The sequence below is a fragment of the Allorhizocola rhizosphaerae genome (assembly GCF_003426775.1).
In the GTDB taxonomy this organism is placed as follows: Bacteria; Actinomycetota; Actinomycetes; order Mycobacteriales; family Micromonosporaceae; genus Allorhizocola; species Allorhizocola rhizosphaerae.
The window spans coordinates 55,954-79,274 of the sequence record NZ_QJUG01000004.1 but is presented as its reverse complement, the minus strand read 5'-3'; the positions used below and the strand labels follow the sequence as shown (position 1 = coordinate 79,274).

Below are 23,321 nucleotides of genomic sequence, written 5' to 3'. Positions count from 1 at the left end.
CACGGCACGGCTGCGGGCCGGGCGCACCGGGCTGGGCCGGGCCATGGCGCTCTACTTTGGGCTCCAGGCGCTCAGCGGCTACGCCGCCATGGGCTGGCTCGCCCAGATGTTCCGCGATGCCGGGTTCCAGGCCGAGACCGCCGGGCTGCTGCTGGCCGGTGTGACGGCGTTCGGGGTGCCGGTCGCGCTGTTCATGCCCGCGCTGGCCACCCGGCGGCCGCAGAATCCGCGGCTGCTCATGTTGGTCATGTCGGCCGCGATGATCGCCTCTTATATCGGGCTCATGCTCAGCCCGCACCACGGTGCGGTGCTGTGGGTGGCGCTGCTCGCGCTCGGGCAGGGGCAGTTTCCGCTCGTGCTCGCGATGATCGGCATGCGGGCGCGCACACCCGGCGGGATCGTTGCGCTGTCGGCGTTTTCGCAAAGCGTTGGCTACGTCATCGCCGCGCTCGGGCCGTTCGTGCTGGGCGTCATCTACGGGCTCACCGGCGGCTGGACCATCCCGATCGCGTTCCTCATCGTGGCCGCCGTGCTGCAGGTCTTCGCCGGTCTGGTCGTGGCCAAACCCCGTTTCGTGGAAGACGAACTCTAGTTTGGCAGCTGCTGCTTCCACACCTGCGCCTCGGCGAGCCAGGCGTCGCCCTCGCGCTTCTTGATGGTGAGCAGCGCGACGCGGGACTCGCTGGTGCGCACGCACAGGGTCATGCCCTCACCGATGCGCAGGTATTCGCGCGTCGCGTGGGTGCTCAGATAGGTCGCGCAGTCGGTGGCCGTCGGGCGCTGCCGGCCCTGCCAGACATAGACCCCATGCGAGTTCGACAGCTCGGCACCGCCCCAGGCGAAAACGTCGGCCCCCTCGACGTCGCGCGCCAGGGCATCGCCGTCGAGGTTGACCGAGGTCATCTGGTCGAGCCGGAATTCCGTTGGACCCCAACGCAACGCGTCGTCGACGTTGACCGGGCTGCGCACGGGCGGGTTGCCGGGCGGCGCGACCCACTCGACATCCATGCGCCCCAGCAGAAACGCGGCAAGCCCGGCGAACGCGCTGAAAAGCACGGCGAGCGCAACGTTGAGGGCCGCGGTCGAGGTCCACAGCGAGCCGGTTGCCGAGTGTCTGCCGTTCACGGCTGCATTATGCCTAACCGAACGCGAAATAGCGCAGCCACAGGTAGGGAACGCACACCGCGACCGTGATCAGTGCGGCGACAGCGGGGCCTATCCCCACAGCATCACCTTTGGTCGCGGGCCACAGCCGATCGCCGACCGCCTCTGTCGCCGCGCGCGAGATGGCGCCGCCGAGGCGCGGCGGCGCGGTGCACCTTCTCAGTGGCGATCAGAATAACGGCAATGCCAAATACCGCCACGGCAGCCCAGGCGAGGCCGCTCGTGGGCACTAACATACAGGCGTGACGACTCACGAAGCCGTGAGCGGACCGCTGCGCGGCCTTCGGGTGCTGGAGCTGGCCGGGCTGGGGCCCGCGCCGTTCTGCGCCATGCTGTTGGCCGACATGGGCGCCGATGTGGTGTGCGTGGAGCGGCTCTCCTCCCGCCGGGTCGGGCTGGAACTGCTCAACCGGGGAAAGCGGTCCATTGTGCTGGACCTGAAGTCCGATCGCGAAACGGCGCTTCGCTTGGTGGAGCAGGCCGACGTGCTCATTGAAGGGTTCCGGCCCGGCGTCGCGGAACGGCTCGGGATAGGGCCGGATGTTTGCCTGCAACGCAATCCGCGACTCGTTTATGGACGGATGACCGGTTGGGGTCAGGACGGGCCGCGGGCGCAGACAGCCGGGCACGACATCACATACATCGCGGTGACGGGTGCGTTGCATGCGATAGGCACGTCTGAGACTCCGGTGGTACCGCTCAACCTGCTCGGCGACTTCGGCGGGGGCGCGCTCTATCTGGCGACCGGAATCCTCGCGGCGCTTTGGGAGGCGCGCTCGTCGGGGGTGGGGCAGGTGGTCGACGCGGCCATTGTGGACGGTGCGGCACACCTGATGACGATGCAGTGGAGCATGCTCGCGGGCGGGGCCTGGCAGGACCGGCGGGCGTCCAATTTGCTCGATGGCGGTGCGGCCTTCTATCGGGTGTACGAGACGTCGGACGGCAGGCACGTGGCGGTCGGGCCGCTGGAGCGGCAGTTCTTCGCCGAGTTCATGGAGCGGCTCGGGTTGGATCCCTCCACTGAGGACTTGGCTGAAAGGCTGGAGCACACGTTCAAGACGCGGACTCGGGACGAGTGGGCGGCGGCGTTCGCCGACGGGGACGCGTGCGTGGCGCCGGTGCTTTCGATGCGCGAAGCACCGCAAAACGACCATCTGGCGGCGCGGGGCACTTTCCTTGAGCTCGACGGTGTGACGCAACCCGCGCCCGCGCCGCGCTTCTCCCGCACACCGTCCAGTGTGGACCGCCGACCGCCCGAGCCGGGCGAGCACACGGCCGAGATCCTGGCCGAGTGGAGCACGCCTACCTGTCCAGCGGAATAAGCCCGCTGACCAGGCTGAACACGACGAGCACGATGGAAGCGACCGCGGCCTCGTGCCAGTCGGGCAGCAGAACGGCACCGGAAATCGCGTAGGCCCACACGACGAACGCGACGGTCGACAGGATGAGATGGTTTCGCTTGGGGCGGTCGGGCACGGCCTGCTTGTTAAGGTAGAGCGGCGTCAGCACGAGGCACAGCGCGAACACCGCCCAATAGAGCCACACCCGGGCGCCCTCGTTGCCCAGTGCGCCGACGAAGCCGACGAGGGCGATGTAGCCCGCGACCACCTCGCTCGGGACCAGCTTGGCCACCTTCTCCAAATACTGCAGCGTCGTGGGGGCGGGCGTGGGCGTGGGTGCCGACTCGGTGAGCGCCTGGGTCGGCTCCGGCTCCGGCTCGTAATAAAGACGCGACATGCCCTCGACTCTAAGGCCTATCCGACCTTGGCCGCGACATCAGCGACGGTCCATGGGCCGGATGTCTCGTGGGATGCGCCGGGCGCCAGCCGTCCAGCCCCTGGCTCACGCGGGCGGTGGTTCAGGTCCAGGCGCTGAGCAGGTCTTCGGCCGTGAAGATGTGCAGGCTGTCCAGTTTGGACTCCGTGCGGGACACGGCCACCAGTGGGGTGTCGTCGTCGGCGCCGGGCAGCGCCGCACGGTGGAGCAGGAGCCGTGCCAGATCGTGGCGGTCGAAGGCTCGGTTGTCTTGCCATTTGATGGATCCGACCATGGTGACTGATTTTGCGATCGGCGCGCGGTCGCCACCCACGAGGTCGACCTCCGGGTCGTTGTTCCTCGTCCAGTATCCGCCGATCTCCTCCGTGCCATCCGGCAGCATCCCGCTGGGCAAGCGCCGCAGGGACTCCCGAACGACGGGCTCGATGGCCCGGCCCCGCCACGACGACCACGATTTGCGGATGCGCTCCAGCGTCTGATCGCCTCGGCCACGCTCGATCTCTGGCAGGTATGGTCCGAGGAAGGCCAGCCAGAACCGCAGGTGAGGGTCGGCGACGGCATATCTGGTCTCACGCGACGGTCGGGTGGACAGCGGCAGGCCCACATCGATCAGTCGCTTTGCCGCCAGCAGCCCGAGGGCGCGGTTGAGCGACGCGCTGTTCATGTCCCCGGCGGCTCGCGCGATCATGGAATAGGTCCGCTCACCGGACCCGATGGCGCCCAGCACCCGCCGCGCCTGCGCGTCGGTCGGGAACTCCGCCGCCAGCGCTCGTTCACCGCTGACGAGAAGCGCCGATGTGGGATCGGTGACCGCGTCGGCCAGATAGCCGAACGGGTCTGCCTCGTCGGGCCACTCGTCAAGGATCAGGGGAAGTCCGCCGGAGATGAGGTAGGCGTCGAACGCATCCGCCGCGGGAAGCGCCAGCATTGAGGCGATGTCGCCCGGGGACAGCGGCGGCACGACCATTTCGCTGGCGCGCTGGTGAAACGGCCGGCCGTATTCATTGAGCGCCTCCATCATGGCCAGATCCGAGCCGATGCACAGCAGGAGCACCGGCAGCGGCAGGAGCTCGCGATCGAAGATCTTCTGCAGCGTGCCCTCGAAGCCCGAGTCCCTCGCGATGAGGTAGGGCATCTCGTCCAGAACCACGACCGCCGGCCGATCCTTGGGCAGGGCCGCCACCAGGATCCGCAGCGCCGCGTCCCACGTGCGGGGCTCAAGCTCGTGGAAGGCGGCGGCGTTGGGCAGGTCGGACTGCCGTCCCACCTCCATGAACAGGTCGAGATCCGCCTGGAGAGACGACTGGGCCGAGGCGGCGAAGTAGAGGCTCGGCACGCCGGCGCGCTCGATGAACTCGACGGCCAGGCGGGATTTGCCCACCCGGCGCCGCCCGCGGATCAGCAGCGCGTGCCCGTGCCGGCCGGTGCGCCCGCCGCGCCTCACCCGCTCCAGCATGCGGTTGAGCTGAGCCAACTCGCGCGCACGCCCCACAAAGCCATCCACGAAACGGCCACCCTGCCAACATCCGTGATACAGTCAGCGGCGATTGTATCACGGATGACTGTTTCACCTAGTCGATTGACTTGGACCAGCCGAAGGGTGTGGGCCCGTCGCGTCCCAGCGGGCCCACACGGCATCGATTTTACGCCTAGCCTCTTGGGCATGCTCCGAGTATTCGCGCTGTCAATGATCCTCCTGCTCTCGGCGTGCAATGTGGACAGTCCGCCCACGACACCGCCATCGCCCACCGAATCAGTGGAGAACCCGGCCCCCGGCGACCACCGGTTCACCCTGGAGTGGAATGGCAAGCCGAGGTCATTCCTGGTGCACGCGCCGCCCGGTTACGACGCCAAGACCCCGCTCCCGCTCGTCGTCACGATGCACTACTACCCCGGCGACAGCGCGGGGATCGCGACCACGAGCGGCATGAGTGCCAAGGCGGACAAGGAGAATTTTCTCGTGCTCTACCCCGACGGCTGGTCCGGCGGCATGAACGCCTTGATGTGCTGCGGAAGCGAGGACGACGTCGGTCTCATCTCGACACTCGTGCAGCGGATGGTCAAGCGTTGGAACGCCGATCCCAAGCGCATCTATGCCACGGGCATCTCCAACGGCGGCGACATGGCGGTGCGCCTCGCCGTCGAGCTGCCCGGCGTCTTCGCCGCGATCGCCCCCGTCAGCGGAGGATTGGGCGGGGCGAAGGCAGCCGATCCGGAATACAAACCGAAGTCGGCCGTCTCTGTGATCACCTTTTTAGGAGGTACCGACAAATTCTTCAGCAGTTTCACCAGGGGCATGCAGTCGTGGCAGGAGCGGCTCGCGTGCAAGGAAACCGCGGTGACCGGGCCGTCCCTGCCCAACGGCATCAAGCAGACCGCGAGCAAGTGCGCCGACGGGAGCGACGTCGTCGTCTATGAGCTGCCCAGCATGGGGCACAGCTGGCCGGGTGCGCAGGCCGGCTCGCTGGCCGACCCCAACGCGGGCATCAGCGCGACCGACCTGATGTGGGAGTTTTTCAAAAACCACCGGGCTGGTTGAATCGCTGGTGTGAACCTGCCGCCAGCCGCCCGCATGCTCGCGAAAGCCATATCCGCCTCGGTGGACGCCGCCGCCCGTGAGGACGCCGACGACATGCGCGCCGCAGCGGCCGACCTGGCCGCGCTCGACGGCGAGCAGACCGGCGTCCTCATGGGCTCGGTCATGCGCATGCTCCTGGAGGAACAGCATCCCGACGGGCTCGACGGCGACGACATCCGCGATGTGCTCGACGGCTGCGCCCGCTGGGCCGCCGCCTGGCTGCCCGAGACCGACCCGCACGCGCTGCTCATCATCCTGGCCGGCGCGCTGGGCATCCACCCCGACGACCACGACGAGGTGGAGCGCCCGACCGGCCAGGCGCTCGCCCTGCACGCGCCCCTGCTGATCGCCCGCCTGCTGTCGGCCGGGCACCGCCGGCTCGACGTCTACCTGTCCGCCGCGCTGGCCGAGATCGCGCGCTTGGAGCTCATGGAGTCGCCATAGCGTTCGACGTGCGGCCTCAGACGCCAGGAGCGCGACATCCCGTCCCGCGCCGACCACCACGCGATCGCCATCGGCTCACGCGACCCGGGCCTCCCAGTCGCGTTCGGACAATGCGAACGCCGCGACCGTCCCGGCGATGATGGCGGCCAGCATCTGAAACAGCGAGAGCAGTTCCCGCCCGCCCAGGGTCGCGGGAGTGTCCCCGTCGGCGAGGGTCAGGGCGGCGATGAGCACCTCGAACCCGCCCGTCGCGAACATGCCCGCCGAGCCGAGCCAGATGAGGACCACCGCCCACCAGTGGCTGCCGCCGGGACGCACTCGGTGCACCAGCAGGAGAAGGCCGGCCACCGCGCTGAGCGCGGCCGCCGCGCCGACGAATTTTGCCACGCCCTGAACGAACGTGTCGCTGAACGCTCCGGCCAACATGATGATCGCACTGGCTCCCGCCATGACGCACACGACCGTGGCAAGCAGCCGCTGCAGCCGGTGTGTCGGCCCGGCCAGCACGGCGTCGGTCCGTCCATTGAGGACATTGGCCCACCGCTCCCGTGCATAACCCGCGAACGCCACGAACAGTGCGATGGCCTGCAACGCGAAGCCACCGTAAACCATGGGGTGCACCCATGACGCCAGCGCGCCGTCCGTCTGCACCGCATCGGCGTAGAACACGTCGGCGCCGAATGCGACGGGCACCATCACGACGAACGGGGCGAGCAGCCCCGTCCCCACCCACATGGGAAAGAGAAGGAGCCACGCGGGGATCCTCATGCCCCACGGACGGATCAGGGCCACGGCGGTCGCTATCCCGACCACCTCCAGCAGGCCCGTGAAGGCGTTGGCGGTCACCATGCCCGGCTGGTGCAGCAGATCCGGATCGTTCACGCCGATGCCGACCCCGGCGGTCCACAGGATTTTCAGCACCACGTAGGGCAGGGCGAAGACGATGGCGAGCACTCCCGCCACGATTCTTGTGTTCCTCATGCCTTCGAGCCTGCGCCGCACGGCCCGCCCCGCGCGTCGCTCGCAGGTCGTTGCGAGGTCATACCTAGGTCTGACCCGGCCGCACCAGCCCGTGCTCATAGGCCCAGATGACGATCTGCACCCGGTCGCGCAACCCCAGTTTGGCAAGGATTCGCCCGACGTGCGTCTTGACGGTGGCCTCGGACATGAACAGCCGCGCGCCGATCTCGGCGTTGGAGTCGCCGTGCGCGACCGCGAGCAGCACCTCCCGCTCGCGCGGGGTCAGCGGGACCTCGCTCACCCGGACCGGCGGTAGGGTGACCAGCATCGTGTCGACCAGCCGCCGGGTCGTCGACGGCGCGATGACGGCGTCGCCGCGATGCACGGTGCGCACGGCGGTCGCCAGCTCCTGTGCGCGAGCGTCCTTGAGCAGGAACCCACTCGCACCCGCCCGCAGCGCCTCCAGCGCGACCTCGTCGAGGTCGAACGTGGTCAGCACCAACACCTTTGGGGCCCCGGGGCGCTCCAGCAGTTGTCGCGTGGCCTCCACACCGTCCACTTTGGGCATTCGAATATCCATCAGTACCACATCAGCCCGCACCGAACGCAACGCCTCCAACGCTTCGGCGCCGTCGCCCGCCTCCCCCACCACGGTCATGTCGTCCTGCGCGTCAATCACCATCGCCAGCCCGGCGCGCACCAGCGCCTGGTCGTCTGCGAGAAACACCCGGATCACGCGGGCAACACCCCCCGTACCTCAAAACCATTGTCCGTCAGCACTTGCACCTTGCCGCCCACGGCGGCCAGCCGCTCCCGCATGCCGGTCAGGCCACGACCCTCGGCCCACCCCTGCACGGGCCCGGAACCGTTGTCGCGCACGATCACGACAAGGCGACCGGGTGTGGTCCAGTCGAGCGTGACATCGGCCCGGCTCGCACCCGAGTGCCGCATCGCGTTGGTCAGCGCCTCCTGGATGAGGCGATAGACGGCGAGTTCGGCCGACGGTCCTAATGGGACCATCTCGCCGCGCACCTCCAGCCCGGCGTCGAGCCCGGTGGCCCGGACCCGGTCGAGCAGCCGGGGCAGGGCGTCCAGCGTCGGATCGAGCACGGCGAGCACGCCGCGCATCTCCGCCAGTGCCTCCCGCCCGGCCGCCGCTATCGTCGACAGGGCCCGCGCCGCGCGCTCCGGCGATTTGGCCGCGATCAGCTCGCCGCCCTGCGCCTGCGTAATGATCACCGACAGCGAGTGGACAATGACGTCGTGCATCTCGCGGGCGATCCGCTCGCGTTCCGCCGTGACCCGCTCCTGCTTGTCCAGCTCCAGCTGACGGGCGCGTTCCTCCCGCAGCCGCGCGAAACCCCAACTGGCCAGCACGACCACCGCCAAGAGCCCGAACATGAACGGGAACCCGCTGCGCACGGTGAGCATGACCGACCCGGCCACCCCGACACCGATGCCCGCCCAGCGCTGCCATGCCGTGCCCCACACGCACAAGCTGTAGAGCGCGACCGGAAACACGACCGCCGACGGCAGGAAGAACGAGTCGTCTCGATACGCCTGCGCGGGCGCGACCGCCTGCACGGCCATCGCCGCGCTCACGACCGCGAAGGTCCACGCCGGCCACACCCGACGCGTGATCAGGGCCACATGCGCCAGGACAACGCTCGCGTGGAGCGCGTGCCGCCACGCCGCCGGCAGCCCAGGCTCGATCGTCACGAACGAGCCGGGCGCGAACGGCAGCGCCACGCCGAGCGCGAACAGCACGTCCAGCAACCGGGGACGGGCCGTCAGCCACGAATACCACACAGCACCCAGACTAGAGCTCGGTGTCCGAGGTGCTGCGGTAAAGCGGGGCGGCGGTGCGCAGGAGCACCACCGCCCCACCTCCATCTCTAGAGCTTCAACGTCCAGCTGTCGATGACGCCCACGTTGGCGGCCCGGCGATCGCGCACGCGCAGCCGCCACGTGCCGTTGCGCGGCTCCGACGTCAGGTTGACCACAAAGATCGTGTGGATGTCGTCACCGCTGTCGGCGCTCGTGCTCTGCAGCCGGTACGCCGTGCCGTCGGGCGCCACGAGATCGACGTTGAGGTCGCCCCGGAACGGGTGGATGATGTGCACCTCGGCGCTCGATGTCGCGGAGGCGTTCCCGGTACATCCGGAAATCACGATGCTGCTTGTCACCGCCGCCGCCGGATAGTCCGGAATGGACACGTTATTCGGGTTGCTGCCCGTGCATGGCGGCGGGGCGCCGCTGTTGTCCACATAGAGCAACAGGTTGGGCGATCCCGTCCCCGGATTGATGACGACATTGGGCGTGGAATCGGCCACCATCTGGTCTCGCACCTGCTGCGCTGTCCACGTTGGATGCGCCGAGGCGATAAGCGCCGCAACACCTCCCGCGTGAGCCGTGGCAAACGAGGTGCCGGAGATGGTGATGGTGGCGGTGTCACTCGTCCACGACGTGGTCGTCACTTGGATGCCGGGCGCGAAGATGTCCAGGCAGGTGCCGAAGTTCGACGCCGAATGCTTGTTGTCGTTGATGTCGGTGGCCGCGACCGTGATGGCCTCGGTCACGCTGCCGGGCGAGAACTGGCACGCGTTGCTGGAGCTCGACCCGGCGATGACGGTGTAGGTCACGCCGGACAGGATCGAGTTGCGCACGGCCGCGTTGTAGGCGCCGTCGATCGGCCCGCCCGCGACGAGCACGGCGACCGCGGGCTTGACCGCGTTGGCCGTCACCCAGTCCACCGCCGCGATGACCGTGGCGAAGCTGCCCGAGCCCGTGCACCCGAGCATGCGCATCGCCACAAGCTTGACGCCCTTGGCCACGCCGTGCGCGGTGCCGCCGACGATGCCGGCCACATAGGTCCCGTGCCCGTTGCAGTCGGTGGCGTCGTTGTCGTTGTCCAGCGTGTCGCGCCCGTGGATCGCGCGCCCGCCGTAGTCCGTGTGGGTCGTGCGAATGCCCGTGCTCAGGATGTAGGCGTGCACATTGGACGCCGTGTTCGGATACGTGTATGACGCGTCGAGCGGGAGCGTGCGCTGGTCGATGCGGTCCAGGCCCCACGACGGTGGGCTCGGTTGCGTGCCAAAGGGTTCGACCTCCACGACACCGTTGCGCTGCACGTATTCGACCCTCGGATCGGCAGCGAGACGCTTCGCGGAACGCTCGGACAGTGTGACCTCAAACCCGTTGAGCGCCTTCGAAAACTGCCGCCCTACCGTGCCGCCGTAACGTTTCACGAGGTCGTGCGCCGGCGCCTTCGTGACGACGATGTAGGAGTCGGGGATGGCCTGCGCCCCACCCGTGCCAAGGATTTCGCCCTCCAGTGGGGCAACCGGCGTTCCGAAGGCCAATACGGCCGCCAACAACAGTTTCACAGCGTCACCGTCCAAGAATCGATGTAACCGACGTCGCTGCCCGCGTGGTCCTGGGCACGCAACCGCCAGGTCCCGAGGCGCGCCTCGGCCGACAGGTTCACCACATAGGTCTGATGGATGTTGTCCACGCTGCCGCCGGTGCGGTTGTGCAGCCGGTAGACCGAGCCGTCGGGCGCGACGAGGTCCACGGTGAGGTCACCGACGAAGGTGTGGACAATGTGGACCTCCACCCGCGAGGCGGCCTGGGCTACTCCGGCGCAGCCAATGACCACGTCGCTGAACACCGCGGCCCCCGGATGGTCCGGGATATTGACATTCACATTCTGTGTACCGTCGCAGGCCCCGTTTTTTACGTAGAGCAAGCGATTAGGGGCACCCGGCGGCACGCTCGTCAGCACACCCGGTGTCGCGTCCGCCACGATCCGGGCGTGCACCTGCGCAGCTGTCCACGTTGGATTCGCCGACACGATGAGCGCGGCGACACCGGCCGCGTGCGCGCCCGCGGGCGACCCACCGGAGATCGTGTTGGTGGCCGCGTCAGTCGTCCACCAGGTCGAAGTGATGCTCATGCCCGGCGCGAACAAATCGATGCACGACCCGGACGCCGAGCTCGGCATCACGGCGTCGCTGGCGTTGGACCCGTCCACGGTGATGCCCTCGGTCACTCGCCCGGGACTGGACGTGCACGAGTCACCGGAGCCGGAACTGAGCACGTAGGACACGCCCGACGCGATGGAGTTGCGCACGGCCGTGTCGACCGCGTTATTGGCACCCCCGCCCACCGGGAGGAACGCCACCGCCGGCCGGCGCGCGTTGGCCGTCACCCAGTCCACGCCCGCGATGACCTGCGCGTAGGTGGCCGAGCCCTGGCAGTTGAGGATGCGCATCGCGACCAGGTTCACGCCCTTGGCCACACCGTGGTTCGCGCCGCCCACCACACCGGCCATGAACGTGCCGTGCCCGTGGCAGTCGGTCGCGTCGTTGTCGTTGTCCACCGTGTCGCGCCCGTGAATCGCCCGCCCGCCGAAGTCCGTGTGCGTCGTGCGGATCCCGGTCGACAAGATGTAGGCGTGCACGTTGGACGCGTTGTTCGGCGCCGTGTAGGACTTGTCCAGCGGCAGATTGCGCTGATCGATGCGGTCCAGCCCCCACGACGGCGGGTTGGGCTGGGTGGCCAGCGGTCCGATGTGGACCGTCAGGTTCGGCTCCACGGAGGCGATCCCGGGCTGCGCGGCCAGGCGGCGTGCCGCCGACGGGGTCATCGTGACCTCATAGCCGTGGAGCGCGTGAGTGAATGTCCGCTCAACCTTGCCGGGCATGTGTGCGGTGGTGACTCCCCGGTCGAGCACGACGATGTAGCTGGACGGATCCTCGGTGGCGGGAGCGCCCGTGAATGCGAGCGCCAAAACAAGCAGGGCCTTCAACCGTTCCCCCTCAATACTTGTGTGAAGTTTGCAAGGGGTCCCGGCGCCATGACACCGGAACCCCTTGTACCAAAGGTGCTTAGTCGTTGTGCACGATCCGCACGTCATCGACGCCGCACTCGACGAGGCTGGCGCCCGAGGCGTCCACGCACTCAACGAGAATGCGGACCGCCTGCCCGGCATATGCGGAGATGTTGGTGGAGCGCGTCGCCCACGCGCCGGCACGGTCGGTCGCCGCGCCGAGCTGGCTGAACATCGTCGTCGTTCCTCCGTTGTGGACGATGCTGATCCTGAAGAAGTCGGTGTTGCTGGAGTTGCTCAGGTGAGCCAGATACCACGAGTACGAGAGTGTGAACGTGCCCGAGCCGGACAGGGTCACCGCCGGCGATCGCGCACTGGTCGTGCCGCCGTCGACGTCGAAGCTGCCCGCGCCGGTGCCCGCTGCCGCACCGGTCACCAGGTCGTTGGTGCCGCTGACCGTCGTGCCCAGCTGCAGCGTGACGCCGCTGCTGGTCTGGGCCGGGTCACCCCGCTCCCACGCGCCGGTGGTGGCGGTGTCGGTGCCGTTCGGGTTGGTCTGCCAGCCGAGGTTGGTCTCGAACGTGTCCTCGAACAGCGTCGTCCCGGGCGGCTGGGTTCCGTTGTTCACGAACAGCAGGAGGTTGGGCGATCCCGTCCCCGGGCTGGTGACCACGCCGGACGTGGCGTCGGCGACCATCTTGTCGCGCACCTGCAGCGGCGTGAAGGAGGGGTTGGCCGCCTTGATGATCGCCGCCACGCCGGCCGCGTGCGGCGAGGCCATCGAGGTGCCGCTGATCGTGTTGGTGGCCGAGTCGCTGGTGCTCCACGCCGCCGTGATGCTCACGCCGGGGGCGAACAGGTCCAGGCAGGTGCCGAAGTTGGAGAACGAGGCACGCGCGTCGTTGTTCTGCGTGGCGCCGAGCGTGATGGCGTTGGGCGTGGACGCCGGAGAGGTGTTGCACGCGTTGGCGTTGGAGTTGCCTGCCGCGATGGCGTAGGTGACGCCGTCGGCGATCGACGCGGTGACGGCGTCGTTCTGCGACTGGCTGAAACCGCCGCCGAGGCTCATGTTGGCCACGGCCGCGCCGGTGGTGTGCTGCTGGGTCACGTAGTTGATGCCGCTGTTGACACCGGCGGTGCTGCCGCTGCCGGCGCAGTTGAGCACCTTGACGGCGACCAGGCTGACGCCCTTGGCCACGCCGTAGGCGGTGCCGCCGGTGGTCGACGCGACGTGGGTGCCGTGGCCGTGGCAGTCGGTGTTGTTGCCGTCTCCGGTGGTGTTGGTGCCCCACACCGCGCGGCCGCCGAAGTCGCTGTGGCTGACCCGGATTCCGGTGTCGATGATGTACGCGGTGACGCCCGAGCCGTTGTTGGGGAACGTGTAAGAGTTGTCGAGCCCGGAACGGGCGTCGATGCGATCCAGGCCCCAGGACGGCGTGGGCGACTGGGTCGGGAAGCCCGTGACGATCTGGTCCTGCTCGACGTACTTGACCGCCGGGTCGGCGGCCAGGCGGCGGGCCTGCGTCGCGGACATGTTGGCGTGGAAGCCGCGCAGCGCGTGCGTCCACGTGGTGCGCACGGTCGCGCTGTAGCGCGCCGCCAGGTCGACCGCCGTCCTGTCCACATCGGACACGGTGACATCGTTGAGCACCACGATGTACGACCCGGCGATGGCGGTCGGGCTGTTGGCGGCGAGAATGATTCCGTCGGCCGGCCTTGCGGCGGCCGGCGTGCCGACCGCGGCCGCGGCAGTGAGCGCGGCGCAGGTCAGTGCGAACAAACGGAGTTTCATGCTCCGTCCTCCCCTTGCTGGGCGCCTTCCGCCGAGGTGCTCATGGCGCGACGGCGGACGGCACCATTGGCCGATTGACCGAGCCTAGGGGAAGCTCTACTTTAATTTATAGATATTCACTTATCTAGATCAGCGGCGTACCCTGGATCGATTGTCATCTCTGCATAGATCTTGCCGGCCTCCTGGCGCAGCCGGGCGCCGTGCGCACGCAGCAGGCCCTGCGCGGCCGCGTTGGTCGGCAGCGTGTCGGCGACCACGCGGGACAGGCCCCGACGCGCCGCCTCCCTCAGCAGTTCGCCCAGTGCCGCCGTGGCCAGGCCACGGCCCCGCCACGACCGGCCGAGCCAGATGCCCGTCTCACCGGTATGCTGATCGAGCCGCTTTAGCCGCATAAATCCGGCCATCGCGCCGTCCACGGTGATCGCGTAGATCGTGATATCGGGCGCGTCGAGCATGGGCGTGAAGAAGTCGACGAACCACTGCCGCCGCTCGGCAGTCCACCCCGGCGGCCCCGCTGCCCCGCCGTCGTCACTGGGCAGCGGAGGCACCACCTCCGCCGGATCCGCGTCGGCCACCGCGACGTCGCGCAGGAGCAGCAGCGCGTCCGGATCGAGCGGCCGAAGCCCGACATTCCCTTGCATCGACACCTTGCCTGGAGTGAGAGCCAGCCGAACCGGACTAAGCCTCTCACCCTCCCGCTCGCGACGCCGCTGGGTTTCGCGCAGCTCCTGACCCGGTCGCCGACGACGGGTTCCTGGCTTAGAGCATCGATTCGAACGGTTCGTCCTCTTCGTTGATCGGCCGGTAAGCCTCGTCGGACTGTGCGGCCTGCATGCCTTCCAGCAGCCCCCAGGGCTCGGGCAGCCCGAGCGCCGCCCGCAGCCGGGCGCGCTCGTCGTCGATCTCGGACCAGTCCGCGCGCAGCTCGGCGTCGGCGCGCTCCAGCCACTCCCGCAGCCGCGCGCCGCCCGCCTCGCCGGCCGGGAAGCACATGGCGTCATGGATGCTCGACAGTCCAACCACCAGAGCGAGCGCGTCCCGCAGGCTGTGGGCGATGAGCCCGCCCTCGCCCTCGGAGCCGACATAGACCACCGGCCACGGGTCGGCCTTGCCCACGAGCATGAAGGCGCCACCGGCCGCGTCACCCGCGACCATCTCCATCGGCTCACCGCTTGCCAGACGCACCGGCTCGGGCGGCCCGTTCTCCACCCGGGCGGTTTCGAAATCAAACTGGGCAAGCGAATGGGCAATCCACGGCGTGTTGTGGATGAGCTCGAGTATCTCCGTATCCCGCACGAACAGCACTCTAACCCCACCCTCCACTTCCGGATTGATCATGAACTTCAGCGCATGCTCAGCGGCCTGTCGCGACACTGACCTCATGATCGACCCAATGCAGAGTTGAACGTGTTCAAGTATGCTGTGGGTGTGCTGGTGAACGCGGTGACGGTGTTCGGGATGCTCATCATCATGCCGCTGGGCCTGCGGCTGATCGACGGGACGGGCGTGGTGCGCCGGTGGTGGCCTGGTTTCGCGCTGGCCGGGGCGGTGTCGCTGTGGCTGCCGCGCGGTGGCTGGGCCGTCGCGCTCGCCGCCGTCTATGCATTGTGGACGGTGGTGCTCGCCGGGTGCGCGGTGCGGCGGCTGGCCGTGCGGCGTTCATTGCGGCCGGCGGAGATTGCCGTGCTGTGGGCCATGGCGGCGCCGTCGGTCGCGGGCACATCGCTTGTCGCGGAGCGGGCCGGATACAGGATGATGGGTTTTGAACTTGAAATCCTGTCCTTGACGGTGGCGCACTTCCACTTCGCCGGCTTCGCGGCCGCGCTGATCGCGGGGCTGGTGTGCGCCGCCGAGCGCGGTGGCGCGCTGGCCGATATCGGCGCGCTGACCGTGCCGATCGGCACCGGCATCGTCCTGATTGGATACTTCGTGGACAACCGGGTGGAGCTGATCGGCGCGGTCGTACTTTCGGCAGGCCTGTGGATCGTCGGCTGGCTACTTTGGACACGCGCGATTCGGTTGGCCGCGGTGACGCTCGTCGTCACCATGGCGCTCGCGCTGAGCTGGGCCGTGGGTGAGGCGTTCGGGGTGCCGCACCTGTCGATCGAGTGGATGGCGGCGACCCACGGTGTTGCCAACGCGTTCGGCTTCGCACTTTCGGCGCTCATGGCCTGGCGCGCCCAGCCATGATGCCGGCGAAGGCGTGCGCGGGTTCGGTTAGAGCGCGGACAGGCGGGCTTGCGGGTCGGCGACGGCCGCGCGGAGGATGCGCTCATAGGACGACGCCCATGCCGCAACGGTTTCCTCGCGGAACAGTGCGGTGTCATAGCGCCAGGCGGTGTCCAAGCCCTTGGGGCGCAACCACATGTCCAGCACGATGTCGTGCAGGATCTGCGGCATCCCGGCCGGCGCGGGCTCGGTCTTCACGCCCAGCAGGTCCATGCCGTCCGTGCCCGTCTCGGTGTGCAGCGCCATGATGGTCTGGAACACCTGTGTCCTACTTGGATCGTGCGGCAGGTCCAAATGCGACACCACGCTGCCGAACGGCACCTCCTGCCGGGTGAGCGCGCTCAAAACCATGCTGCGCACGCGCTTGAGCAGTTCGGCGAAGGTGGGATCGCCGCTCAGGTCGCAGCGCATGGGCAGGGTGTTGCCGAACAGCCCGATCACCGGTTCGAGCTCGACGCGGGTGCGCGCCGCGACCTGGGTGCCCACGCAGATATCGGCTATCCCGCTGTGCTTTTCAAGCATTGTCTGGTACCCCGCCAGCAGCACCATGAACGTGCTGCAGCGCGATGTCCGGGCCAGCCGCTCGACCTCCGCGACGACATCGGCCCCGATGGCGTGCCCGACAATGGCGGCCCGCGTCGCCTTCTGCGCGGGGCGTTCGAAGTCGGTGGGCAGCTGCAGCGGCGTCACCCCGGCGAGCCGTTCGCGCCAGAAGGCCAGCCCGCTGGCCACCCGCTCCGCCAGGCCGTCGCGCTGCCAGTGCGCGAAATCGCCGTACCCGATGGATAATTCGGGAAGTTCGGGGCTGCCACCCTGCACGGCGGCCCGGTAGCACGCGGCGAGGTCGCTCGCGAGGATGCCCGACGACGCGCCGTCGGCGATGATGTGATGCATCACGATGGACAGCACGTGTTCGGTTTCGCTGAGCCGGATCAGCGCCGACCGGATGAGTGGGTCGGTCCCGCCGCGCAGGTCGAACAGCGTCTTGGTGCGCGCGCCCAACAGGTCGCGCAGCCGTTGCTCGCGTTCGTCGGGCGGCAGGTCGCTCAGATCGATGTGCTCGACTTCATGCATGCCCGGCGGCAGAAACGTCTGGCACGGCCCGGATTCCGTGTCACCGATGACGGCGCGCAGGCTCTCGTGCCGGTCGACCACCATGCCGATGGCACGGACCATCGCGTCTGTCGCGAGTGGACCGTGCAATCGCTTGTTGAGGAAGACGCACGGCGACGACGTGCCCTCGTAGGCCGTGCACAGGTGATGAATGCGTTGCTGGAAGGCCGAAAGCGGCACCGCCGAGATCCCGGCCGGGCGGCGCGGGATCGGCGCCTGCCCGGAATCGATGAGCTCGGCCGTCATGACACCCGCCCCGCCAACTCGTCCAGCCGCACCTCGCCGGTCGCGGCCCGTACCACCAAATTTTCTATGCCATAAAGAAACTGGCGCTGCCGGTCCAGCGGCATGCGGGCCGAGTCGGTGGTCAGCGTCAGGTTGAGCGCGCCGGGCGCGTCGTTGACCGCGAGCATGAAGTGCCAGTTGAACTCGTTGAGCTTTTCGGTGAACGTGAGCTCGGTGGCCTTGAGCGCCTCGCGCAGCTGCTCCTCGGTCACGGCTTCACCCTGACCGCTGTTGCCCGCGGTGTGCATGTCATTGAAGCAACAGAACGGCTCGATCTTTTCACCGTGCACGTGACCCCCTTCGGCCAGGAACCGGTCGAGCGTGTGCTGGTCGTAGTAGGCGTTGCGCATGCTCTGGAGTACCTCGGGCCACACGGCCGAGACCAGCCCGCCAAACGTCGTGGCGCCGCGCAGGTCGAGCGTGACCACGCCGAGCTGGTTGGTCGGGGCCATCACCTCGTCGAGGCCCTCCCGGAAGCGGTTGTTGACGATGGTCAGCATGCCGCACACGTCGTGGCCGGTGTGCGCGCCGAGCAGGACCCCGGTCGCGGCGAGCAGGACCGTGGACGTGCTGACCGCGTGCTGGGCGGCCACCGCCCGGCACGCCAGGTCCAGCGCGCGGGAGGTCAGCTCGGCCCACTGGTAACGCGGCGCCGCGGGCGGCGCGATCTCGGTGAGGACCTGAGCCGGGAACCGTCCGTATTGGACGCTCCAATGGTCGTGCGCGCGGGCCGTCCGCTCCCGTCCGGCGTCGCCCTGCTCCTCGCGCGCGAGATCGGCCGGCTGCCTGCCGGCGGGCGTCGTGATCGCGCCGCGCAGGAGCAGGACGCGCAGGTCGCGTTCGAGGCGGGTGTAGGCGTACCAGTCCACAGCCACATGGCTGAGCACGAGCACCGCGAACCGGACCCGGGCGTCCGCGACCACCAGCGCCACGCGGATCGGCAGCTCAGCGACGTAGTCGAAGGGCAGGCGGCGCAGCCGCTCCATTGCCCGCTCCGCGTCGGCCTCGGCCTCCTCGGCGGTGGACTCGATCAGCTCCAGCGGGCACTCCCCCGCGTCGGCCACCACCTGGCACGGCTCGCCATCGACGTCTTGGACCCGGGTGCGCAGCGCCTCATGCCGGGAGATCAGCTCACCGAACGCGGCCGCGACCGACTCGACCGAGCCCGCCGCCCGTTGCGGCACGGGCACAATCCGGCAAAGGTTGAGGAACGCGTCGTTGGGCGCCATCGCGGAGACGAGCTTCCAGATGCCCTGCTGCCCCCAGGTGAGCGGGGCGATCGTGGCCCGCTCGCCGCGAAATGCCGCGACCATCGTCACATCGACTCCCCACCTTTCGTTGTTGGAGGGTCCAGGCCGTCACGGCGATGTGAACACGATTTCAGACGAGCAAGAATTTCACGACGTCGATACGCATGGCAAGCGGCCGCTACAGCGACCACAAAACGAGCCATTCAGCCGATCTCGCGTCATCGGGTCCTCAGTAAAGTGTTCAAGTTTTTGTCTCGTCCAACGCGCAGGGCTCGCACGGTGCCGGTCGAGGTCAAGTCGCTCGCGGCGATCATGATGACCGCGGGCGGCGTACTGCTCGTGCTGCTGGGCTTGGCCGTGTCGGTGATTGGCCGCCGGTGGCGCCTCACAGCCTGACATTCGGCAGATGTCCTGACTGCGTCCTCCGGCCCTGCCGGGCACGTTCAGATGGCAGTGCAACGTGTGTGGAAGGGATGTGATTCGTGCGCGCCGACGCCGAACAGGCCTACGTGGATTATGTGAAGGCGCGGCTTGCGGTACTCAACCGGGCGGCGTATCTGTTGTGCGGCAACGTGCATCAGGCCGAGGACATCGTGCAGAGCACGATCACCGCGCTTTATCGTGTTTCCGGGCGTCGACCCGAAGTCCGGTCGCCCGCGAGACAGGCACCCCAACGAAGGTCAGCCCTATGTCTGGGCTCCTGACGGTACCGGCCGGGCCCTCGAAGTAACGGCCGGCTTGGCCGCAGCACACGCGGCCGCCGTCCACGGCGGGCATGCGGTCGGGTTCGCGTTCCTTGAGCCCCCGACCGACAGTGACCCGACCCAGATCCCGGCACGCTGGGACCTGGACACCGGCAAGATCACCACGCTGCGCTCGGTCGAGGCCAAGCACATGCGCATGACGGCCTCGGGCTGGATCACCTTCGGCACGACGATCGTGTCTCCGGAACTCGACCGCGCCCTGCGAGTCCCGGTCCCGCAGGGAGCCGATCCCGACTTCCCCACCTATGTCGATTGGGTGAGTGAGGACGGCAGGACGGTCATCGGCACGACGTCATATCCGGACCGCTTCGTGTCGACCGTCTGGTCGTGTGAGTGACAGGGGCCGCCTAAGCGGGAAGATGCGCCGACAACACCTCGGCCTGGGCGCGCAGCAGTTGGGCGCGCTCAGGCTGGTTGGCCCGCTCGTAGCCGAGCGCCGCCGCCTCCCGCTCGGCCACATCGGCCCGCACGATCGCCAAGACATCGGCCTCGGTCAGCACGCGGCGGGCCATCTCGGTGGTGCCCGCGCCGACCGGCGTCGTCTCGATGGCGAGGTTGCGGGCCTCGACCGCATCGTGCGCCACGGCCTCCGCGTTGTCGATGGCGGCCAGGGCCGAGCGCAGCGCGGGCACCGCCACGGAGTCGCGGGCCTTCATGGCGGCGGTGAGCGCCGAACGCAGGCGCTGCCGAAGCGGTGGGGCAAGGTCAGTGGACACCCGCGCGATACTACCCGCGAATTATTCGGTGGCGCTTGGCAATGGGGCCGCGCAGACTGTCGGGATGCAACTTGACGGTTACCTGGTCCGCCGGCCCGGCCTCGGCGACGCGCGGGACATCCTGGCCATCGAGACCGCGCACAACGTGCCGCTGGTCGGGGATGCCAACGCCACGCTCGACGACGTGATCGACGAGCTGAACGAGCCGGCGTGGAGCGCGGAGACCGATGGGTGGCTCGTGCGCACCGAGGCGGGAGAGCCGGTCGGTTATGGCTGGGTGTGCCGCAAGGGCCAAAGCGACAACGTGGACGTGGCGGTTTACGTGGTGCCCGGGCATGATCGGATCGCGCCGTTTCTGTGGGAGCAGGCGGTGCTGCGGGCCAAGGAGATCGCCCGCGAGCTGGGCCATCCGCGGGTCACCATCGACGTTGGCCTGTCCCCGAAGGACGAGCTCGTGCGCGGTCTCGCCGAGCGCGACGGGCTGTCCGTGGCGACCACGTTCCTGCGCATGCGCATCGACCACGACCGGCCCGTGCCCTACCCGCCGCTGCCCGACGGGGTCGAGCTGCGCGACGCCGCGGATTCGGCGGACATCCGGCGAGACGCGTTCACGGTGCGGCAGACGGCATTCGCCGACCATTTCGGCGCGGTGGAGCGCACGTTCGAGGATTGGGTGGCCGAACGGGAGGCCAACAGCTCGCACGACTGGCGCATGGTCCACGTGGCCTATGTCGACGGCGTGGCGGCGGCGGCGCTGATCCGCACCAACAACTTCGTGCCGGATCTCAACTGCGGCTATGTCCTGTCGCTGAGCACCCTTCCCGGCTTCCGGCGCCGCGGCCTTGCCGGATTTTTGCTGCGGTACGCCTTCGCGGCCGACGCCGCCGACGGGCGCGTGGGGACGGTCCTGCACGTGGACACCAACCCGCAACGCCCAGCACTCGGCCTCTACCAGCGCGCAGGCATGCGAGAAGTTCTCACCATTGACGTCTGGCGAAAAACCCTTCCCACCTAGCCCTCACCCACCCCAGCCGCCGCCCCCCGCGCGTCGATCATGAACTTACGTCCGAGACCACCAGGCGGAACGCGCCCTCCCAGGTGTCGCCCGCCTCGATGACCATCACCTGGTCGAACGCCCAGGCCGCGCAGACTCCCGGATACATGCTCGTGCGCACGAACCAGCGCGGGCCGGACGTCATGTGCAGCCGGAATTCGGGCGAGCGCCACTCCAGTGACGGGTCGTCGCTGCCGTTGACTTCGTCCTCGCCGGTCAACGAGCCCGCGGTCACGACGGGCGAAGGGCCTGGCGCTATACGCAAGAAGCACCCGCCGTAGCCCGCGCCCCACTCCCGCCCGTTGGTGGTCGGGCTGCCGAACACGACCCGCTCGGGGGCGGTCAGCGCCCATTTCAGCTCCAGCGCCCAGCTGGCCGAGTCGACGGCGGACGCCGTGATGGTGCGCAGTTCGTGCAGCAAAGGTTTGCCGTCCTTGTCGCGCCACGTCAGCCGCTGCACGATCCGGCCCGCGTCGGCGTGATCGAACCCTTCATGCGTCATGGTGCCGTGGTCGTCGAGCCACGTGTATCCCTGCCCGCGCACATAGGTCCGCCCGCCCCACAGATTGGTGCCGTTGACGTCCTGCACGGCGAGCGACAGCCCCATGTGCCACTTGTGGTCCTCGGGCTCGACGTCGGTCACCACCACCCCACCCAGTGTCCTCATCGGATGCAGGTAGGGCCGCGGCTCCTCCACCACATACGTCGCGACGGACCGCCCGTTGACCTCAAGCTCCACCAGGCACCCCCAAAAATCCAGAGCGCCGGCCGCACGGCGCGGTGTGCGGCCGGCACGAGAAATCACAGCTTACCGACCCCAACCCCCGCCATGACAACGGAAGGCACGTTCGCGGTCGGTGTCAGCGTGTACGAGTACGGTGGTGCGGCCACCGAGCCGTTCACCTCGCACGCGCCGGACCCTGTGAAGATGTTGTTGCGCTGCACCAGCCGGCCCGGCCCGCTCTCGGCGTAGCCGCTGGCCGAGTAGCACGGGAAGGGCACGTTCTGGAAGTAGTTGCCCTCCACGAGCACGCCACCGTTCATCGTCGACGCGACCGCGTAGAGCTCGTTGTTCAGGAAGTAGTTGTTGTACACGTGCACGGGCTCGCCGAAGCGCACCCGCGGGTGCCGTTGCCGGCTGTTGTCGAACCAGTTGTGGTGGATGCTCACCTTCAGGTGGCCGGTGTCCTCACCCGAGTTGCTGTCGGAGTGGCCGATGAGCATCGACTTGTCGGTGTGGTCGAAGTGGTTCCACGACACGGTCACGTACTCGGACCCGCGCACGATGTCGATGGCGCCGTCGACCGGTGACACGAAACGGTTGTGGTCGATCCAGATGTGGTGCGAGTTCTGGCCGACGTTGACCGCGTCGTCTTCCGCGTTCGTGAAGGTGAGGTTGCGGATGATGACGTTGTACGAACGATAGAAGTCGAACCCGCCGCCGTTGATCGTGGCGGTGGATCCGAGCCCGAGGATCGTCTTGTTTGGACGGACGCCCTGCTTGCTCGTGATGTTGATGGTCCCCTGCACGTGAATGTTCAGCGGGCCGATCGTGTCGATCGCCGTGAGCAGTTCGTTGGTCGTGCGCACCACGACCGTCGGGCCGCCCGCGCCACCGGTGGTGCCGGCCGCGAACCCGTCGGGCTGTCCGGCGGGCGGCTGCGGCGACCCGGTGGGCGACACCGAGGGCGACGGGCTGGGCGACGACGTGGGCGAAGCGGAGGGCGAGGCCGACGGCGAGGGCGGGGTCGTGCCCGACTCCACGTTGACGTCGTCGAACGTGGCGCTCGCGTTGAACGTGGCCACACCGATCTGCCCGCTCGCGTATTGACTGTCCGAGGCGGTCAATGTCGACCCACCGTTGACCTGACTTGTCAATGTTGACCCGTCAACACGTAGCGTCAACGTGTACCACGTGCCGATCGACACATTGACCGACGTCGCCACGAGCGTCGTGGCCGACCCGTTCACGAGCTTCTTCAACTCGACCGTGTTGTTGCTGCGCAACGCCACGTAGTAGTAACTCGTGTTGGACTGCGCCCGCGCGAGCACCGCGACAAACCGGTTCGACCCGTTGAACGCGTTGGCCCGCACCCGCACCGAAACCGTGTAGTTCGCCCACGAGGCCGACCCGGCCCGAGCCCGCGCATCCGAGCTCGTCCCGGTCTGTTGATAGGCGCCGGACGACACCGACCACGACCCACCCGACGTCGTCCAGCCGTTGGCATTGCCGTCGTCGAAGTTGTCGGCGAAAAGCGGGGCCGCGGTGGCCACACTCGCAAGTGTGGCCACCACCAGCACCGCCGCCGCCGATGCGATGGCGGCAAGGACCCTCAATGGCATCCCTGCGCTGCGCTGCGCGGTG

24 protein-coding genes are annotated in these 23,321 nt (G+C 68.4%); 8 read left to right on the top strand and 16 right to left on the bottom strand.

Going from position 1 to position 23,321, the window contains the following annotated elements; genetic code table 11:
- Window positions 1–592, top strand: a 592-nt coding sequence (locus tag DM816_RS01675) for an MFS transporter (RefSeq protein ID WP_162907002.1), incomplete at its 5' end; no start/stop codon positions are given.
- On the opposite strand, the gene DM816_RS01670 is transcribed toward DM816_RS01675, so the two are convergent.
- A complete protein-coding gene (locus tag DM816_RS01670; protein ID WP_117208244.1) occupies window positions 589–1,125 on the bottom strand; it encodes a hypothetical protein in 537 nt (178 codons plus the stop codon). The genes DM816_RS01675 and DM816_RS01670 overlap by 4 nt on opposite strands.
- Before the next feature lie 281 nt (window positions 1,126–1,406).
- Here DM816_RS01670 and DM816_RS01665 point away from each other — a divergent pair, with 281 nt between their 5' ends.
- Complete coding sequence (locus DM816_RS01665) at window positions 1,407–2,486, top strand: CaiB/BaiF CoA transferase family protein (RefSeq protein WP_117208243.1); 1,080 nt, start codon at window positions 1,407–1,409, stop codon at window positions 2,484–2,486.
- Here the strand turns inward: DM816_RS01665 and DM816_RS01660 are convergent.
- Both DM816_RS01660 and DM816_RS01655 read right to left on the bottom strand, forming a co-directional pair.
- Window positions 2,467–2,901 carry a hypothetical protein gene (locus DM816_RS01660; protein ID WP_117208242.1) on the bottom strand — a complete coding sequence of 145 codons (435 nt, stop codon included), beginning with the start codon at window positions 2,899–2,901 and terminating at the stop codon, window positions 2,467–2,469. The genes DM816_RS01665 and DM816_RS01660 overlap by 20 nt on opposite strands.
- A 121-nt stretch (window positions 2,902–3,022) precedes the next feature.
- On the bottom strand, window positions 3,023–4,444 hold the full coding sequence (locus tag DM816_RS01655) for an ATP-binding protein (protein ID WP_117208241.1): 1,422 nt from the start codon (window positions 4,442–4,444) through the stop codon (window positions 3,023–3,025).
- A gap of 159 nt (window positions 4,445–4,603) precedes the next feature.
- Between DM816_RS01655 and DM816_RS01650 the strand changes: the two genes are divergently transcribed.
- Together DM816_RS01650 and DM816_RS01645 are read left to right on the top strand one after the other, a co-directional pair.
- Window positions 4,604–5,479 carry a CE1 family esterase gene (locus DM816_RS01650; RefSeq protein ID WP_117208240.1) on the top strand — a complete coding sequence of 292 codons (876 nt, stop codon included), beginning with the start codon at window positions 4,604–4,606 and terminating at the stop codon, window positions 5,477–5,479.
- Between the two features lie 9 nt (window positions 5,480–5,488).
- Window positions 5,489–5,962, top strand: a complete 474-nt coding sequence (locus DM816_RS01645; protein ID WP_117208239.1) for a hypothetical protein — start codon at window positions 5,489–5,491, stop codon at window positions 5,960–5,962.
- A 75-nt stretch (window positions 5,963–6,037) separates the two neighbouring features.
- Here the strand turns inward: DM816_RS01645 and DM816_RS01640 are convergent, their stop codons facing one another.
- The 8 genes from DM816_RS01640 to DM816_RS01605 all read right to left on the bottom strand — a co-directional run bounded on the left by DM816_RS01640 (window position 6,038) and on the right by DM816_RS01605 (window position 14,919).
- Window positions 6,038–6,943: a hypothetical protein gene (locus tag DM816_RS01640; RefSeq protein WP_162907001.1), complete on the bottom strand. Its 906-nt coding sequence runs from the start codon at window positions 6,941–6,943 to the stop codon at window positions 6,038–6,040.
- Between the two features lie 64 nt (window positions 6,944–7,007).
- A complete protein-coding gene (locus DM816_RS01635) occupies window positions 7,008–7,604 on the bottom strand; it encodes a response regulator (protein ID WP_211588510.1) in 597 nt (198 codons plus the stop codon).
- 50 nt (window positions 7,605–7,654) lie between these two features.
- On the bottom strand, window positions 7,655–8,731 hold the full coding sequence (locus DM816_RS01630; RefSeq protein WP_162907000.1) for a sensor histidine kinase: 1,077 nt from the start codon (window positions 8,729–8,731) through the stop codon (window positions 7,655–7,657).
- An 86-nt stretch (window positions 8,732–8,817) separates the two neighbouring features.
- Entirely contained in the window at window positions 8,818–10,308 is a 1,491-nt protein-coding gene (locus tag DM816_RS01625) for a S8 family serine peptidase (RefSeq protein ID WP_117208235.1), read from the bottom strand.
- Window positions 10,305–11,732 (bottom strand): S8 family peptidase, encoded by a 1,428-nt coding sequence (locus DM816_RS01620; protein ID WP_246001429.1) that lies wholly within the window; start codon window positions 11,730–11,732, stop codon window positions 10,305–10,307. The genes DM816_RS01625 and DM816_RS01620 overlap by 4 nt, the downstream gene beginning before the upstream one ends.
- 79 nt (window positions 11,733–11,811) lie before the next feature.
- Window positions 11,812–13,545 (bottom strand): S8 family peptidase, encoded by a 1,734-nt coding sequence (locus DM816_RS01615; protein WP_117208233.1) that lies wholly within the window; start codon window positions 13,543–13,545, stop codon window positions 11,812–11,814.
- Between the two features lie 116 nt (window positions 13,546–13,661).
- On the bottom strand, window positions 13,662–14,186 hold the full coding sequence (locus DM816_RS01610; protein ID WP_162906999.1) for a GNAT family N-acetyltransferase: 525 nt from the start codon (window positions 14,184–14,186) through the stop codon (window positions 13,662–13,664).
- A gap of 118 nt (window positions 14,187–14,304) precedes the next feature.
- Entirely contained in the window at window positions 14,305–14,919 is a 615-nt protein-coding gene (locus DM816_RS01605; RefSeq protein WP_117208231.1) for a hypothetical protein, read from the bottom strand.
- 33 nt (window positions 14,920–14,952) lie between these two features.
- Between DM816_RS01605 and DM816_RS01600 the strand changes: the two genes are divergently transcribed.
- Window positions 14,953–15,735, top strand: a complete 783-nt coding sequence (locus DM816_RS01600) for a YndJ family protein (protein WP_246001426.1) — start codon at window positions 14,953–14,955, stop codon at window positions 15,733–15,735.
- Window positions 15,736–15,762: 27 nt separating this feature from the next.
- Here DM816_RS01600 and DM816_RS01595 read toward each other — a convergent pair whose 3' ends face one another.
- Together DM816_RS01595 and DM816_RS01590 are read right to left on the bottom strand one after the other, a co-directional pair.
- Window positions 15,763–17,133, bottom strand: coding sequence for a condensation domain-containing protein (locus DM816_RS01595; protein ID WP_117208230.1), 1,371 nt, complete (start codon window positions 17,131–17,133; stop codon window positions 15,763–15,765).
- A complete protein-coding gene (locus DM816_RS01590) occupies window positions 17,130–18,485 on the bottom strand; it encodes a condensation domain-containing protein (protein WP_246001432.1) in 1,356 nt (451 codons plus the stop codon). Before DM816_RS01590 ends, DM816_RS01595 begins: the two co-directional genes overlap by 4 nt.
- 419 nt (window positions 18,486–18,904) lie before the next feature.
- Between DM816_RS01590 and DM816_RS01585 the strand changes: the two genes are divergently transcribed.
- Both DM816_RS01585 and DM816_RS01580 read left to right on the top strand, forming a co-directional pair.
- The gene (locus tag DM816_RS01585; RefSeq protein WP_117208228.1) at window positions 18,905–19,126 is read left to right on the top strand and encodes a hypothetical protein; all 222 of its coding nucleotides are present in this window, start codon (window positions 18,905–18,907) and stop codon (window positions 19,124–19,126) included.
- Window positions 19,127–19,160: 34 nt separating this feature from the next.
- Window positions 19,161–19,523 (top strand): hypothetical protein, encoded by a 363-nt coding sequence (locus DM816_RS01580; protein ID WP_117208227.1) that lies wholly within the window; start codon window positions 19,161–19,163, stop codon window positions 19,521–19,523.
- Between the two features lie 10 nt (window positions 19,524–19,533).
- On the opposite strand, the gene DM816_RS01575 is transcribed toward DM816_RS01580, so the two are convergent.
- Window positions 19,534–19,902, bottom strand: coding sequence for a GatB/YqeY domain-containing protein (locus DM816_RS01575; RefSeq protein WP_117208249.1), 369 nt, complete (start codon window positions 19,900–19,902; stop codon window positions 19,534–19,536).
- Window positions 19,903–19,966: 64 nt separating this feature from the next.
- On the opposite strand from DM816_RS01575, the gene DM816_RS01570 reads away from it, so the two are divergent.
- Window positions 19,967–20,917, top strand: a complete 951-nt coding sequence (locus DM816_RS01570) for a GNAT family N-acetyltransferase (protein WP_162906998.1) — start codon at window positions 19,967–19,969, stop codon at window positions 20,915–20,917.
- Window positions 20,918–20,954: 37 nt separating this feature from the next.
- Here the strand turns inward: DM816_RS01570 and DM816_RS01565 are convergent, their stop codons facing one another.
- On the bottom strand, window positions 20,955–21,695 hold the full coding sequence (locus DM816_RS01565) for a DUF6807 domain-containing protein (RefSeq protein ID WP_246001424.1): 741 nt from the start codon (window positions 21,693–21,695) through the stop codon (window positions 20,955–20,957).
- Between the two features lie 62 nt (window positions 21,696–21,757).
- A complete protein-coding gene (locus DM816_RS01560; RefSeq protein ID WP_425455201.1) occupies window positions 21,758–23,293 on the bottom strand; it encodes a pectate lyase family protein in 1,536 nt (511 codons plus the stop codon).
- Window positions 23,294–23,321: the final 28 nt, after the last annotated feature.